13 protein-coding genes and 1 pseudogene are annotated in these 13,738 nt (G+C 71.3%); 8 read left to right on the forward strand and 6 right to left on the reverse strand.

Annotated features, from left to right (window positions below; genetic code table 11):
- Positions 1-17: 17 nt before the first annotated feature.
- From OG496_RS04870 to OG496_RS04885, 4 genes are all read right to left on the reverse strand, one after another.
- Positions 18-1,193 (reverse strand): NAD(P)/FAD-dependent oxidoreductase, encoded by a 1,176-nt coding sequence (locus OG496_RS04870; RefSeq protein ID WP_405969729.1) that lies wholly within the window; start codon positions 1,191-1,193, stop codon positions 18-20.
- Positions 1,190-1,387 carry a ferredoxin gene (locus tag OG496_RS04875; RefSeq protein WP_366492462.1) on the reverse strand — a complete coding sequence of 66 codons (198 nt, stop codon included), beginning with the start codon at positions 1,385-1,387 and terminating at the stop codon, positions 1,190-1,192. Before OG496_RS04875 ends, OG496_RS04870 begins: the two co-directional genes overlap by 4 nt.
- Before the next feature lie 42 nt (positions 1,388-1,429).
- The gene (locus OG496_RS04880) at positions 1,430-2,671 is read right to left on the reverse strand and encodes a cytochrome P450 (protein WP_405969730.1); all 1,242 of its coding nucleotides are present in this window, start codon (positions 2,669-2,671) and stop codon (positions 1,430-1,432) included.
- Between the two features lie 367 nt (positions 2,672-3,038).
- On the reverse strand, positions 3,039-3,761 hold the full coding sequence (locus OG496_RS04885) for a response regulator transcription factor (protein WP_405969731.1): 723 nt from the start codon (positions 3,759-3,761) through the stop codon (positions 3,039-3,041).
- Positions 3,762-4,094: 333 nt separating this feature from the next.
- On the opposite strand from OG496_RS04885, the gene OG496_RS04890 reads away from it, so the two are divergent.
- Positions 4,095-4,859, forward strand: coding sequence for an SDR family NAD(P)-dependent oxidoreductase (locus OG496_RS04890; RefSeq protein ID WP_405969732.1), 765 nt, complete (start codon positions 4,095-4,097; stop codon positions 4,857-4,859).
- Positions 4,860-4,906: 47 nt separating this feature from the next.
- Here OG496_RS04890 and OG496_RS04895 read toward each other — a convergent pair.
- A pseudogene (locus OG496_RS04895) lies at positions 4,907-5,460 on the reverse strand (cytochrome P450); the annotation flags it as partial.
- Between the two features lie 211 nt (positions 5,461-5,671).
- Positions 5,672-5,854, reverse strand: coding sequence for a hypothetical protein (locus OG496_RS04900; protein ID WP_405969733.1), 183 nt, complete (start codon positions 5,852-5,854; stop codon positions 5,672-5,674).
- A 178-nt stretch (positions 5,855-6,032) separates the two neighbouring features.
- On the opposite strand from OG496_RS04900, the gene OG496_RS04905 reads away from it, so the two are divergent.
- The 7 genes from OG496_RS04905 to OG496_RS04935 all read left to right on the forward strand — a co-directional run bounded on the left by OG496_RS04905 (position 6,033) and on the right by OG496_RS04935 (position 13,724).
- Complete coding sequence (locus OG496_RS04905) at positions 6,033-7,193, forward strand: histidine kinase (RefSeq protein ID WP_405969734.1); 1,161 nt, start codon at positions 6,033-6,035, stop codon at positions 7,191-7,193.
- Between the two features lie 22 nt (positions 7,194-7,215).
- Positions 7,216-7,860, forward strand: a complete 645-nt coding sequence (locus OG496_RS04910; RefSeq protein ID WP_366492456.1) for a response regulator transcription factor — start codon at positions 7,216-7,218, stop codon at positions 7,858-7,860.
- A 198-nt stretch (positions 7,861-8,058) separates the two neighbouring features.
- Positions 8,059-9,408 carry a sensor histidine kinase gene (locus OG496_RS04915; protein WP_405969735.1) on the forward strand — a complete coding sequence of 450 codons (1,350 nt, stop codon included), beginning with the start codon at positions 8,059-8,061 and terminating at the stop codon, positions 9,406-9,408.
- Complete coding sequence (locus OG496_RS04920; protein ID WP_366492454.1) at positions 9,405-10,094, forward strand: response regulator transcription factor; 690 nt, start codon at positions 9,405-9,407, stop codon at positions 10,092-10,094. The genes OG496_RS04915 and OG496_RS04920 overlap by 4 nt, the downstream gene beginning before the upstream one ends.
- A 128-nt stretch (positions 10,095-10,222) precedes the next feature.
- Entirely contained in the window at positions 10,223-11,170 is a 948-nt protein-coding gene (locus OG496_RS04925; RefSeq protein ID WP_405969736.1) for an ATP-dependent DNA ligase, read from the forward strand.
- A gap of 137 nt (positions 11,171-11,307) precedes the next feature.
- A complete protein-coding gene (locus OG496_RS04930) occupies positions 11,308-12,084 on the forward strand; it encodes an NPP1 family protein (protein WP_405969737.1) in 777 nt (258 codons plus the stop codon).
- Positions 12,085-12,161: 77 nt separating this feature from the next.
- On the forward strand, positions 12,162-13,724 hold the full coding sequence (locus tag OG496_RS04935; protein WP_405969738.1) for an MGH1-like glycoside hydrolase domain-containing protein: 1,563 nt from the start codon (positions 12,162-12,164) through the stop codon (positions 13,722-13,724).
- Positions 13,725-13,738: the final 14 nt, after the last annotated feature.

A 13,738-nucleotide genomic window follows, 5' to 3' on the forward strand; every position in this document is an offset into this window, starting at 1 on the left:
CGACGTCGCGGGGTTCCTCAGACAGTCGGTGCGCCGTGGACGGCCTCCTGCCAACTCGCTCCGGCCACGATGGCCTGTCGCCATACGCGGATCGCCTTGGGCGGCATGCCGACCGCGAGGGCGCCGGTGAGCCGGTCGCCGGTGCGATAGGCGGCCACGAACCGCCGCTCGCCCAAGTCCCCGTCCACTACGGCGACTTCATCGTGGCCGCGCAGATAGCCGTAGGCCTGGATCTTCATGTCGTACTGGTCGGACCAGAAGTAGGGCACAGGCGCGAACGCCTTGCGCGCCTCGGAGTTGAGGAGGTTGCGCCCGGCCGCCATGCCCTGTTCGGCGGCGTTGGTGCGGTGCTCGATGCGCATCGAGGTGCCGAACAGCGGGTTGTACCAGCGGGCGACGTCACCGGCCGCGTACACGTTCTTGGCGGCCTCGCAGTACTCGTCGCACACCACGCCGTCACCGACGGACAGTCCACTGTCGGCGAGCCACTCGGTGTTGGGCAGCGAGCCGATCGCGACGAGCACCTCGTCGGCCTCGATCTCCTCGCCGGTCCCCAGCCGTACGCCCTCGTCGGTCACCTCGGTGACGGAGACGCCGGTGCGCAGCCGCACGCCGTGGTCCACGTGCGCCTGTGCCAGCACCTGCCCGACCTGCTCGCCGACCGCGTGCGCCAGCGGCACGGGCGCCGGCTCCAGCAGGGTGACCTCGACACCCAGCCGCCAGGCCACGGCGGCGGCCTCCGCGCCGAGGAACCCGGCGCCGACCACCACCAACTTGCGTCCGGGGCTCAGCCGTTCGCGCAACGTGAGCGCGTCGTCGAGCGTGCGTAGCACATGCGCACCCTCACCCGGCAGCCTGCGCGGACGCACCCCGGTGGCGATGATGAGCCCGTCGTACGACACCTGCGCGCCGTCCGACAGCCACACCTCCTGCGCCGCCAGGTCGAGCGCGGTCGCGGCGACCCCGAGCCGCAGGTCGAGGTCGAGCCCGCTCAGGTCGGCCGGGGTGCGCAGGGCCACCCGCTCGGGTTCCCACTCGGCGGCGAGGACCTGCTTGGAGAGCGGCGGCCGGTCGTAGGGCAGGTGCCGTTCGTCGCCCACGAGGGTCAGCGTGCCGGTGTAGCCCTCGCGGCGGAGCGTCTCGGCCGCCGCGAGTCCGGCGGCCGAGGCTCCGACGACGACGATCCGCGTCACCGCTCCACCAGTCGGATGGCCGCGGCCGGGCAGACCGCCACGGCTTCCCGTACGTCGTCGAGGAGTTCGGCGCCGGGCCGCTCCTCCAGGAGGATCGCCACGCCGTCGTCGTCACGCTGGTCGAAGACGTCGGGGGCGGCGACCACGCACTGCCCTGAGGCGACGCATTTCGGTTCGTCGAGTTCGACCTTCATGGCCGTGTCCTTTGCTCTCGGTTCGTTCGTGAGGGGGGGCGGTCACCAGGCGACGGGCAGGCAGGCCACGCCGTAGGTCGTGCCGGTGCGGTCGAAGGCCAACTGCTCGACGGGGACGGCCAGTCGGAGGGTCGGGATGCGGCGGTAGAGGGTGCCGTAGACGACCTGGAGTTCGAGGCGGGCGAGGTTCTGGCCGAGGCACTGGTGGGGGCCGTAGCCGAATGCCTGGTGCCGGCGGGCGGACCTGCCGATGTCGAGGCGGTCGGCCTCGGGGAAGGCCTCGGGGTCCCAGTTCGCGGCGTGCAGGTCGAAGATCATGCCCTCGCCGGCGCGGATGGTGACGCCGCCGATCTCGATGTCCTCCTTGGCGACGCGGCGGACGCCGGTCTGCACGATGGTGAGGTAGCGGAGCAGTTCGTCGACCGCGCCGGCGATGACCTTCGGGTCGTCCGTGTCGCGTAGCAGGGCGAGTTGGCCGGGGTTCTGGAGCAGGGCGAGCGTGCCGAGGCTGATCATCGTGGCGGTGGTCTCGTGCCCGGCGATGAGCATGGCGACGCCCATGTGGACGGCCTCGGTGCGGGTCATCTCGCCGTTGTTGACGCGCCCGGCCATCTCGGACAGCACACCCTCGGCCGGGTTCTCCAGGCGCAGCCCGATGAGCTTGTCCAGATAGGCCGCCAGCGCGCCGCTCGCCGACCGCGCCTCCTCGGGCGACGCAGCGCTGTCGAGCGCGATGCCGCTGTCGCGCTGGAAGAAGTCGTGGTCCTCGTACGGCACTCCGAGCAGTTCTGCGATGACCAGCGAGGGAACGGGCAGCGCGAGCGCGGTGAGCAGGTCGGCGGGGTCGGGGCCGGCCAGCATGTCGTCGATCAGCTCGTCGACGATCTTCTGGATAGGCGCCCGCATGGCCTCTATCCGCTTGACGACGAACGGCGCGTTGACCGTCCGGCGCAGCCGGGTGTGCTCGGGCGCGTCGGTGTTGGTGATCATCCGCGGGGTGTGCGGGGCGATCTCGGCGCGGTTTGCGTTGACGTAGGGGAAGCCGGCTTCCAGGTCGTCGTCGCTGACGCGGGGGTCGGTGAGCAGGGCGCGCTGGTCGGCGTGGCGGGTGATCAGCCAGGGCGTGGTGCCGTTCCAGATGCGGACGCGGCTGATCGGTTTCCCGTCGCGCAGGCCGTGCACGGCGGGTGGTGGGGCAAGGGGGCAGCACGCGTCCCGCCGCATCGGGTATTCGGGGACCGCCGCTGCCGTGTCGGGCGCGGTGTCGGTCAGGGTGTCGGCCATGTCTCTCCTCGGTGGTGGGGGGCTCCGTGTGGGGGGGGAAGCGCCGGGGTACTGGGATCGAGGCCTCGATGAGCACATGCAAACAGAGCGGGCTGACGCCCTCCGGTCAGTTTCCTGACAACGCCCTGACGTGGCCCAGATCACGCGTCAGCACTGTTGCCATGAGCCGGACAGAGATGCCAGGGATGGTCAACTCAGCTGATTTGACGGTGAGTTGACCGATGGGGACGCGACACCGCCGACTCACGCACGCAACGAGAAAAGGGCGGCGCCACGTCACCGTGACACCGCCCCGCACCCCGGTTCACAGGGTGTACATATTTACTCCGCGAATCCCTTGCAACTCCCCGGCGGGGCACTCACGCGCTCACGCCTCACCGGCCGCCCGTCCGAGCCAGTAGCCGAAGCCCCGGCGCGTATGGATGAGTGCGGCGCCTTCCTGGTCCACCTTGCGCCGGAGGCGGGAGACGAGCTGCTCCATCGCGTTGTCGCCGCGGAAGTCGCCCCAGACGTACCGGCTGATCTGCTCCTTCGACAACACCTTGTGCGCGTTGACGAGGAGGTGGCGCAGCAGCCGGTACTCCGCGGGCGTGAGGTCAAGGGTGCTTCGTCCGCGCCGCGCCTGGCAGGTGGTGTCGTCCAGGACGAGGTCGGCGTAGTGCAGCGCGCCGTCACGTCCACCACCCCGGCCGCGCAGTAACACCTGGATACGGGCGAGCACTTCGGCGATCCGGAAGGGCTTGGTGACGTAGTCCCGCTCCCCCGCGCCCAGTGCGGGCAGCAGCTTGTCGAGGGCGTCCCAGCCGGTGAGCAGGAGCACGGACGGGCGGTGCGTGACGAGTCGGCGGCCCTGCGCGAGGGCGTCCATCTCGGGCAACTCCGCGTCGATGACGACCAGTTCGAACCGCTGCTCCGCGAGCCGGGACACCACCTCGGTGCCGTTGCCCGCCGTCCTGATGTGGTAACCGGCCAACTCCAGTGTCGTGGAGAGGAGTTCGGCGTTGTCCGGCTCGTCCACGGCGACGAGCAGATGCTGCCCGCCACCGCGGGCGAGTGATCGTGTCTCACTGATGGTGTCGTACGTGGACATGGGCGTCACCCTATCGTCCTGCTTGCCTGACTCAAGCAATATACATTCGATTGCTTGACTCAAGTAAGTCAGATACGCTTGCCTAACTCAAGGAAGCCCGCCGTGAGGGTGGGCCGACAGGAGTCAGGAGCACAGCTGAGCCCTCGCTCACCAGAGCCGGGGCCGCCTTGAGCGGAAGGCGGCCCCCGCGCCGAACCCGTGGGGACGGGGGTCGGCGCCGTCCCGGACCCGGTCGCCGGCCACTCCCCCAGATCGGCGCCGGGTCCGCGGACACCCCCTCTCCCCCACCTCGGGACGACCGCGGCGGACCCGCGAAGAACCAAGGAGTACGCCATGCACGGCACCGGTCTTGAAGGGCGCAGCGTCGTCGTCACCGGGGCGGGGTCCGGGATCGGGCGGGCCGCCGCGCTGCAGTTCGCGCTCGCGGGTGCCGAGGTCGTGGTGGCGGACCTCGACCGGGCGGGCGCCGAGCGGACTGTCAAGGAGATCGAGCACGACGGCGGCTCCGCCGTGCGTGTCGTCGGCGACCTGAGCGAGCAGGCGGTGGTGGACGAGGTCGTCGCCACCGCCGTCGACGCGTTCGGCGGGCTGGACGTGCTGATCAACAACGCCGGGATCATGGACCGGATGTCGGCCCTCGCGGACACCGGCGACGCCGAGTGGGAGCGGGTTCTCCGGGTCAATCTGACGGCGCCCTTCCTGCTCACCCGGGCAGCGCTGCCGCACATGCTGGCCGCCGGACGCGGCGCGATCGTCTTCACAGCCGCCGAGGCCGGCCTGCGCGGCAGCGCGGCGGGCGCCGCCTGCACCGCCGCCAAGCACGGGATCGTGGGCCTGGTGAAGTCCCTCGCCGTGATGTACCGGGGGCAGGGAATCCGCGCCAACGCGATCGCCCCGGGGGCCACCGCGACGGGCATCACCTACGACGTCGACGCGCGGGCCCACGGCCCCGGGGTGATCGGCCCCGGGCTCGTGGTCTCCGACCGGATCGCCTTCCCGGAGGAGCAGGCGGCCGCGCTCGTCTTCCTTGCCTCCGACGCGGCCCGGCACATCAACGGCGTCGTGCTGCCCGTCGACGACGGCTGGTGTGCCGTATGACGGGCGCGCCGGGCCGTCGCCCCGGTCGGGTCAGGGGTGCCCAACTGTCACCACTCGACGGGCAGTTCGTGAACGCCGTAGACGGAGCCGTCGTGCTTGAACGGGATCCGGTCGAGGTCGGTGGCCCTGCGGAGGGTGGGGATGCGGCGGTTCAACGTGCCGTAGACGACCTGGAGTTCGATCCTGGCGGGCCTGGTGAGGTCGAGGCGGTCGGGGTCGGCGATGGCGTCGGGGTCCCGGTTGGCGATGTCGTTGGGGAGGATGATGCCGTCGCCGGCGCTGATCGTCCCGCCCGCGAACTCGATGTCCTCCAGGGCCACTCGACGTCGTCCGTTGTGCGGGATGGCGAGGTAGCGCAGGAGTTCCTCGACCGCAGAGACGACCAGCTTGGGGTCGTCCGTGTCACGCAACACGGCGAGCTGGTCCGCTCGACCAGTCCGGCAAGCAGGTCCTGGGCGGGGTTGGCCGCCTTCGCGCCCAATAGGCCGTCGAGGTACTCGATCAACCGTGCGCCGACGGCCATCCGTTCCTCGGCGGACGCGTCCCGCCTGATGAGGGTGCTGCCGTTCCCCTGGAAGAAGTCGTGGTCGCCGTACGACACTCAGCCGCTTCGCCGTGGTGGGGATCAACTCCCCTGTGCCGCCGACCTGTTCGGCCTCTGCTGTCGCCCTGTCCGTCGTCGCCGCCATCACCGTCACCGCCGTTCTCCCGGACGCGGGCTTCAGGCAAGCGGAAGCGCTCATTCAGGTCGAGCAGTTGACTTAAACGTCATCGGGTTCCGGCCACGCACCGCCCCGCCGGGCAGGAGACCGTCAGGCCGCCCGCCCGCGGGTCCGGTACAGACTGACGCCCGCCCCCAGGGCGACGGCACCCATCCCCACGGCGGTCAGCACGGCCTGCGCGCCGTCGGTGACGAAGGGCGCGGCCGTGGCGACGAGCAGGTTGAACAGGAACAGGAACCACAGCACGGGTCTCGACGCGAGCAGTGGCGTCATGGATGGTTTCCTCCGGATCGAGAAGACTTGGATCTTGACTGACGTGTTGCCTCAACGATTCCGCCGTCCGCCCTACGCCACGAGGGAGCGATCTCCCGGACCCGTGGTGGAGCGGGCTACACCCGTGTCGGGTCGTCAGCTCCCGCGTGCCCGGGCCGATGCGCCTAACCTGATCTCCATGCGCGCTACCGTGCGGCAGGCCGCCCGAGCCACCATCCAGCTGGTCGTCTCGGCCGCGATGGCCTTCGGGTCGTACATCTTCATCACCGTGCTCCTGATCACCGCGATCGCCACGGCCGCGGTGGTCGGCGCGTTCATGGTGCCCGAGACGGTGCTGCTGATACGGCGGATCGCAGGCGCCAAGCGGCAGCAGGCGGGCGCGTGGACGGGACGGAAGGTCCCCGAGGCGTACCAGCCGCTCACCGGCACGGTGCGGGAGCGGGTGCGCACGGCGGTCCGCGACCCGAGCACGCTGACCGACTTCCGCTGGCTGGTCGCCTACTACGCCTACGGCGCGCTGCCCGTGCTGATGCTGCCGTTGTGGCCGCTGGGTCTGGTCGTCGACGGGGTGTGGTGCGGGCTGCTGCGCCGCCGGGCCGTCGTCCTGCCGTTGATCAGTCGGCTCGCGGATCTCGACGCGCACTGGTCCACCGTCCTGCTGAAGCCCTCGCCTAAGGCCCAACTGGCCGTCCGGGTCGAGGAGTTGGTGCAGACCCGGGCGGGCGCGATCGCCGCGCACGGCGCCGAACTGCGTCGCATCGAACGCGATCTGCACGACGGCACCCAGGCCCGGCTCGTCTCGCTGTCGATGCGGATCGGCCTCGCCAAGCGGGCCTACGACCAGGACCCGGAGGCGGCGCGCAGGATGCTCGACGACGCGCAGACACTGGCCGAGGACGCGCTGACGGATCTGCGGCATGTCGTACGCGCCATCCATCCGCCGATCCTCACCGACCGCGGCCTGGTCGGCGCGGTGCGCGCGCTCGCCGCCAGCAGCGCGCTCACCGTCACGGTGACCGTGGACGGGCTGACCGACGGACACGACGGGCCGCGCGCGCCCGCGGCGGTGGAGGCGGCCGCGTACTTCGTGATCGCCGAGTCGCTGACCAACGCGGCCAAGTACAGCGGCGCCGACCGCGCCGACGTCCATCTCGCCCGCGCCCGCACCGGACTGCGCGTCCGGGTGCGCGACGAGGGCCGGGGCGGGGCCGACGAGGCGGGCGGATCGGGGTTGCTGGGCATGCAGCGCCGGGTCGCCGCGCTCGACGGCAGTGTGACTGTGACCAGCCCCGTGGGGGGACCTACCGTGATCGAAGTGGAGCTGCCGTGCGTCTGGTGAGCGTAGTTGAGGCGGAACTGTCGTGAGAGTGGTGCTCGCCGAGGACAACGCCCTGCTCAGGGAGGGTCTGGTCCTGCTGCTGACGTCAGCAGGGCACGAGGTGGTGGCGGTCGCGGGCAGCGGCCCCGAGGTGCTGCCCGCGCTGCTCGAACACCGGCCGGACGTGGCCGTGCTCGACGTACGGATGCCGCCGGGCTTCCGCGACGAGGGCCTGCGGGCCGCGTTGGAGGCACGGGAGCGGATCCCGGGGCTGCCGGTGCTGGTGCTGTCGCAGTACGTCGAGGAGTCGTACGCCGCCGAGCTGTTGGGCGTCGGCGCGAGCGGGGTCGGCTATCTCCTCAAGGACCGGATCGGCCGCGTGGACGAGTTCCTCGACGCCCTGGACCGGGTGGCGGCCGGGGGTACGGCGCTGGACCCCGAGGTGGTGACCGAGCTGCTCACCCGGCGCCGCAATTCACCGCTGGACTCGCTGACCCCGCGCGAGCGTGAGGTGCTCAAGCTGATGGCCGAGGGGCACGACAACACGACGATCGCCAAGACCCTGGTCGTCACGGAACGCGCGGTCAGCAAGCACATCGGCAACGTGTTCCTGAAGCTGAGCCTGCCCCCGAGCGACAGCGGGCACCGCCGGGTGCTGGCGGTGCTGGCGTATCTGCAGAACGTGTGACGCGCGCCGCCGGTCGTACCCGGGGATGACACGGCGGGCGGCGCGTACCGCGTTCTCAGTAGTGGCGATTGTCGGCAGCCGTAGGACGACGGGACGCGGGTCCGCCCGGGAGTCTGGGACGGTCCCCGAGCAGCAGATGTGGAGCACTCCGTCCCGTGGCTACTTTCCTCGACTGACCGGGCCTCATCGGAGACACCCATGAACGACAGCCTGCAGCGCTACGCGGACGAGCACATCCGCACCGTCGACACCATGTCGGCCGTCCTGCTGTTCGCCATGTTCCTCTTCGGCAGCGAGCTGGGCGCCCCCGGCGGTCCCCGGCCGGACGCCGTGGGCCCCACGATCACGCTCGCCGCGGTCTCCTGCGCGGCCCTGCTCTGGCAGCGGAGCCGTCCTCGTACGGTCGTCGCGGTCACGGCGGTGGCGGCTGCCGGGGCGAGTGCGCTGGGCCACCTGCTCACCCCGCTGATCCTGGGGCCGCTGATGCTGGCGCTGTACCGGCTGGCCGTTCTCACCGGCCGCGGCACGGCCCGCCGTCACTTCTTCGCCTCGGTCGCGCTGGTGGTCACCACGGCCACGGTGGTGGACCCGGTGCATCACCCCTGGCCGTTCAGGACCGTCGGCCCGGCCGCCTGGCTGCTGTTGCCGGTCGTCGCAGGGAACGCGGTCCGGCTGCGGGACGCGTATCTGGAGGCGGTGCAGGCGCGGGCCGAGTACGCCGAGCGCAGCCGCGAGGACGAGGCGCGGCACCGGGTCGCCGAGGAACGGATGCGTATCGCCCGGGAGTTGCACGACGTCGTCGCCCACCATCTGGCGCTGGCCCACGCGCAGGCCGGCACCGCGGCCCACCTCGCGCGCACGCACCCCGACCATGTGCGGAGGATCCTCACGGAACTCGCCGGTACGACGTCCTCCGCGCTGCGCGAGATGAAGGGCACGGTCGCGCTGCTGCGCCAGCCCGACGACCCCGGCACACCCCTGGCCCCGAGCCCTGGTCTGACCCAACTGCCCGAACTGACCCGCACGTTCGCGTCCACCGGGCTCACGGTCACGGTGACCACGGAGGGCAAGGAGCGCCCGCTGTCACCCGGGGTGGACCTGACGGCTTACCGGATCGTGCAGGAGGCCCTCACCAACGTCAGCAAGCACGCATCGAGCCGGTCGGCGCGGGTGCGGTTGCGGTACTCCTACGACCGGTTGACCGTCACGGTGACCGACGACGGAGCGGGCGCGGTGGACGCTGCCGGGGGCGGCGACGGGGCGAACGCGGCACCGGCCCCAGGCCACGGCTTCGGACTCGACGGGATGCGCCGGCGCGCCCGGTCCGCCGACAACGCCCTCCGGGCCGAGCACTCTGCCGCGAGCGGCGACGGAGCCGGCGCGATGCTGGTCGCCGCCGGCGGCTTCGGACTGATCGGTATGCGCGAGCGCGCCCGGTCCGTCGGCGGCGCCCTCCAGGCCGGGCACCGTGTCGAGGGCGGTTTCGAAGTCACCACCGAACTGCCGCTCTACCCCAGCGCCCCGGAACCGGAAGAAAGAACCCCATGACCATCCGCGTACTGCTCGCCGACGACCAGGCCCTTCTGCGGGCCACCTTCCGGATCCTGATCGACACCTGCGAGGACATGGAGGTGGTCGCCGAGGCGGCCGACGGCGCCGAGGCGATCCTGTTGGCCGGTGAACACCGCCCCGACCTCGTCCTGATGGACATCCGCATGCCCGGCACCGACGGTCTGACCGCCACGACCGCGATCTGCGCCGACCCGGCGCTGTCCGACACCCGCGTCCTCATCCTCACCACCTTCGAGGTCGACGAGTACGTGGCACAGTCCCTCCGGGCAGGCGCGAGCGGTTTCCTCGGCAAGGACGTCACCGCCGACGCGCTGCTGTCGGGCATCCGCACGGTCGCGTCCGGCGAGTCACTCCTCTCCCCGCTCGCCACCCGTACCCTGATCGCCCGCTTCCTGGCCACTCCCGCGCCGGGCGCCCGACTGGCCACGCCCGGCCGACTCGGCGCCCTCACCGCCCGCGAGCGCGAGATCATGGCCATGGCCGCCGAAGGCCACTCCAACGACGAGATCGCCGAGAAGCTGTACGTCAGCCCACTGACCGTACGCACGCATGTGCACCGCGCCATGGCCAAGCTCGACGCCCGCGACCGCGCCCAACTCGTCGTGATGGCCTACCAGACGGGTCTTGTGCAGGCGCCGCCCCCGCCCGTGCCCGAGTTCTGAGTCGACGACCACCAAGGGGGTCGGGGCCGTTCAGGCGAACCCGTACCGAAAAGTGCGTGCCACCGCCCACCCCCGTCGACACCTCTGCCGTGACCCCACCACCGCAACCGCTCCCCCGCATCCCACCCATGCTCGCCACCCCCGGCCCCCTCCCGCCCACCGCCCAGGACCTCCAATGGGCCTACGAGACCAAGCAGGACGGCCAGCGCGTACTCGTCCACCTCCCCGGCGACGGCAGCGTCCTCCTGCGCGCCCGCTCCGGCGAGGACATCACCGCCGCCTACCCCGAACTACTCGCCCTGGGCGGCGAGTTGGGCACCACCCCGGCGATCCTCGACGGCGAGGTGCTCGCCCTGGACGAACAGGGCCGCGCCGACTTCCAGTTGCTGCAGGGCCGGATGGGCCTGGCCGGGTCGCCCGCACAAGCCGCGCGCCGAGCCGCCGAAACACCCGTCCACCTCGTGCTGTTCGACGTCCCCCACCTCGGACAACCGCTCCTCGCCCTCCCTTACACCCATCGACGCACCGCCCTGGAGCAGCTCGACCTCAACGGCCCGTACTGGTCAACTCCCGCCGCTCTCACCGGACATGGCGCAGAAGCCCTGCGGGCCACCCGTGAGCACGGGCTCGAAGGCCTGGTCTGCAAGCGGCTGGACTCGGTGTACGAACCCGGGGTCCGTTCCCGCGCCTGGATCAAGATCCGCAACCTGCGCAGCGAGGACGTGCTGGTCGGCGGCTGGGTGCCCGGCAAGGGGCGCCTGACGGGTCTGCCCGGCGCGGTGCTGGTGGGGCAGCGCGCGGGCGGGCGGCTGCGGTACGTCGGCAATGTCGGCACCGGCTGGAGCGAGGCCGAGCGTGCCGAACTCGCCGTACTCCTGCGGGCCGCCGGGACCGGCACGTGTCCCTTCGACCCCGTACCGCCGGTGGCCGGCGCGCGCTGGGTCGTGCCCCGGCTGGTCGGTGAGGTCCGCTACAGCACCCGCACCCGGGCCGGGATGCTGCGCCAGCCGTCCTGGCTGCGGCTGCGCCCGGACCTCGCGCCGGAGGAGTCGGCGGCGGACCTGCCCGAGCGTTAAGGAAGTTGCGTAGATCAAGTATTGGGCGGGTCGTTACCGGAGTGACACCCCCGCCCCTTGGCGCGTACATGGAAAGTCGGGACTATGAAAGCCCTTTCCCCCCAGAGCCGTTGGGCTGCACCCAAGAGGAGGACGCAGTGTCGTCCCAGAAGTCCCGCATCCGCCGTGGAAGGTGGCTCGCCGGCCTCGGCGGTGCCGCCGCCCTGGTCATCGCCTTCCCCAGCGCCGCCTTCGCCGCCCCGCCCACCGCGCTCCCCGCGAACGCCGAAGCCGCCGAGCAGACGTATCTGCCCGCCTTCGACTACGACACGGACGGCTGCTACCCGACACCCGCGATCGGCCCCGACGGGACGATCAACGGCGGCCTGAACCCGACGGGTTCGCTCAGCGGCGAGTGCCACGACGCCTCGGACCTCGACAACACCAACAGCTACTCGCGCTACAAGTGCAACAACGGCTGGTGCGCCTACATGTACGGCCTGTACTTCGAGAAGGACCAGGCCGTCGCCAACTCCAGCATCGGCGGGCACCGTAACGACTGGGAACACGTCGTGGTGTGGGTGCAGAACGGCACGATCCAGTACGTGTCGACGTCCAACCACGGTTCGTTCACCGTGCACGCGGCGTCCGACGTCCGTTTCGACGGCACGCACGCCAAGATCGTCTACCACAAGGACGGCATCGGCACGCACGACTTCCGGCTGGGGAACGCGAACGACGAGCCGCCGGAGAACGCCAAGCACACCTGGCAGTACCCGCCGCTCGTCGGCTGGAACGGCTACCCGGCGGGCCTGCGCGACAAGTTGAGCGCCTACGACTTCGGCAGCGCCAACTTCGGCCTCAAGGACGCCAACTTCGTGGCCCACCTCACGTCGGCCAAGCCGTCCGGAATCACGTTCGACCCGGCCGCCTGACCGAACCGTCCAGGGGGCACCATCGTTCTCAGGGCTCCCGGAGTCACCTCGACCCCGGGAGCCCGAGAGGACGGAACGTGGCAGCTGAACGCGGGATCTCGCGGCGGGCTCTCCTGATCGCGCTGGGCATCGCCGGGGCGACGGCGGTCCCGGCGGGTGCGCAGGGCCCGGCTCCCGGGAACGGATACACCATGCCCACCCTCGCCTTCGACGACCAGGCCGTCCAACGCCGCCTCGGCACCGTCTACGCGTCCGCGCTCAGATCCGTCTCCGGCGCCAACACCATCGGCGCCGACCGCTCGGTGTACGACAAGGCGGGCCTGCTCAGCTACCCGCCCGGCACCGTCGTCCGGGCGGGCGGCGGCTATCCCGCGCCGCAGCGGTGGACGCGGGACGCGGCCGTCAACGCGTGGAGCGGGGTCAGCCTGCTGGCTCCGGACGTCGGCCGCAACACCCTGTGGTCCGTGGTCGACCGGGCGCGGGACGGGTTCGTCGTCCAGCAGGACAACCAGTGGTGGGACCAGATCGTGTGGGTCCTGGCCGCCCACCACCACTACCTCGTCACCGGCGACCGGGACTTCCTCACCCGGGCCTACGACACGTCCGCGCACACCCTCGCGGCCCGCCGCGCCCAGCACTTCAACCCGTCGTTCGGCCTCTTCGAGGGCCCCGGCTTCATGAACGACGGCATCTCCGGCTACCCCAGCCCGCCCGCCTCGACGTCCGTCCACTCGTCCTTCGTCCTCGACCACCCACACGCCGACAAGCTGATGTGCCTGTCGACCAACTCCCTCTACTACGGCGCCCAACTCGCCCTCGCCGCCATGTCCGAGGCCCTCGGCCACCCCGTACAGGCCGCCTCGTTCCGCTCGGACGCGGAGCACCTGCGCGCGGCGATCGACAAGCACCTGTGGCGCGCGGACGCCGGCACCTACGCCTATCTCGTGCACGGCGAGGGCACCCGTGCCGGACACGTCGACACCTCGCAGGAGGGCGCGGGCCTGGCCCTCGCGATCCTCCTCGGCGTCGCCGACCCCGAACGCGCCGTCCAGCTCCTCGACTCCACGCACTGGCAGCCGTACGGCATCGTCAACGTCTGGCCGCACTTCCCGCGCTTCGACGACCGGCATCCGGGACGGCACAACGTGATGGTCTGGCCGATGGTCCACGGGCTGTACGGCCAGGCCGCCGCCGACGCGGGCCGCGCCGAGCCGTTCGCCCTCGCCGTCGACACCCTCGCCGATCTGATCACCGCGAGCGGCGGCTTCTACGAGCTGTACAACTCCGCGACCGGCGCGGTCGACGGCGGCTGGCAGGGCGGCGCGAGCGGGCACGCCGACCACTTCGTGTCCCAGCCCGACCAGACCTGGTCGGCGACGGCGTATCTCCGCCTGATCCACGACGGCCTGTTCGGCCTGACGTTCACGGACGACTCCCTACGGCTGCGCCCGTGCCTGCCGTCGAACTGGGGGCCGGTGAGTCTGCGCGGGCTGCCGTACCGGGGCATGACGCTGGACGTGACGCTGAGCGGGGGCGGCAGCCGGGTGCAGTCGTGCACGGTCGACGGGGCGTCGGGCGAACCGGTCGTGGCCGCCGGTGGGCGGGGACGTCACGTGATCTCGATCGTGCTGGCTGACTGAGCGACCGGCTGGTG

This window comes from Streptomyces sp. NBC_00988 (assembly GCF_045162645.1).
Taxonomy (GTDB): domain Bacteria; phylum Actinomycetota; class Actinomycetes; order Streptomycetales; family Streptomycetaceae; genus Streptomyces.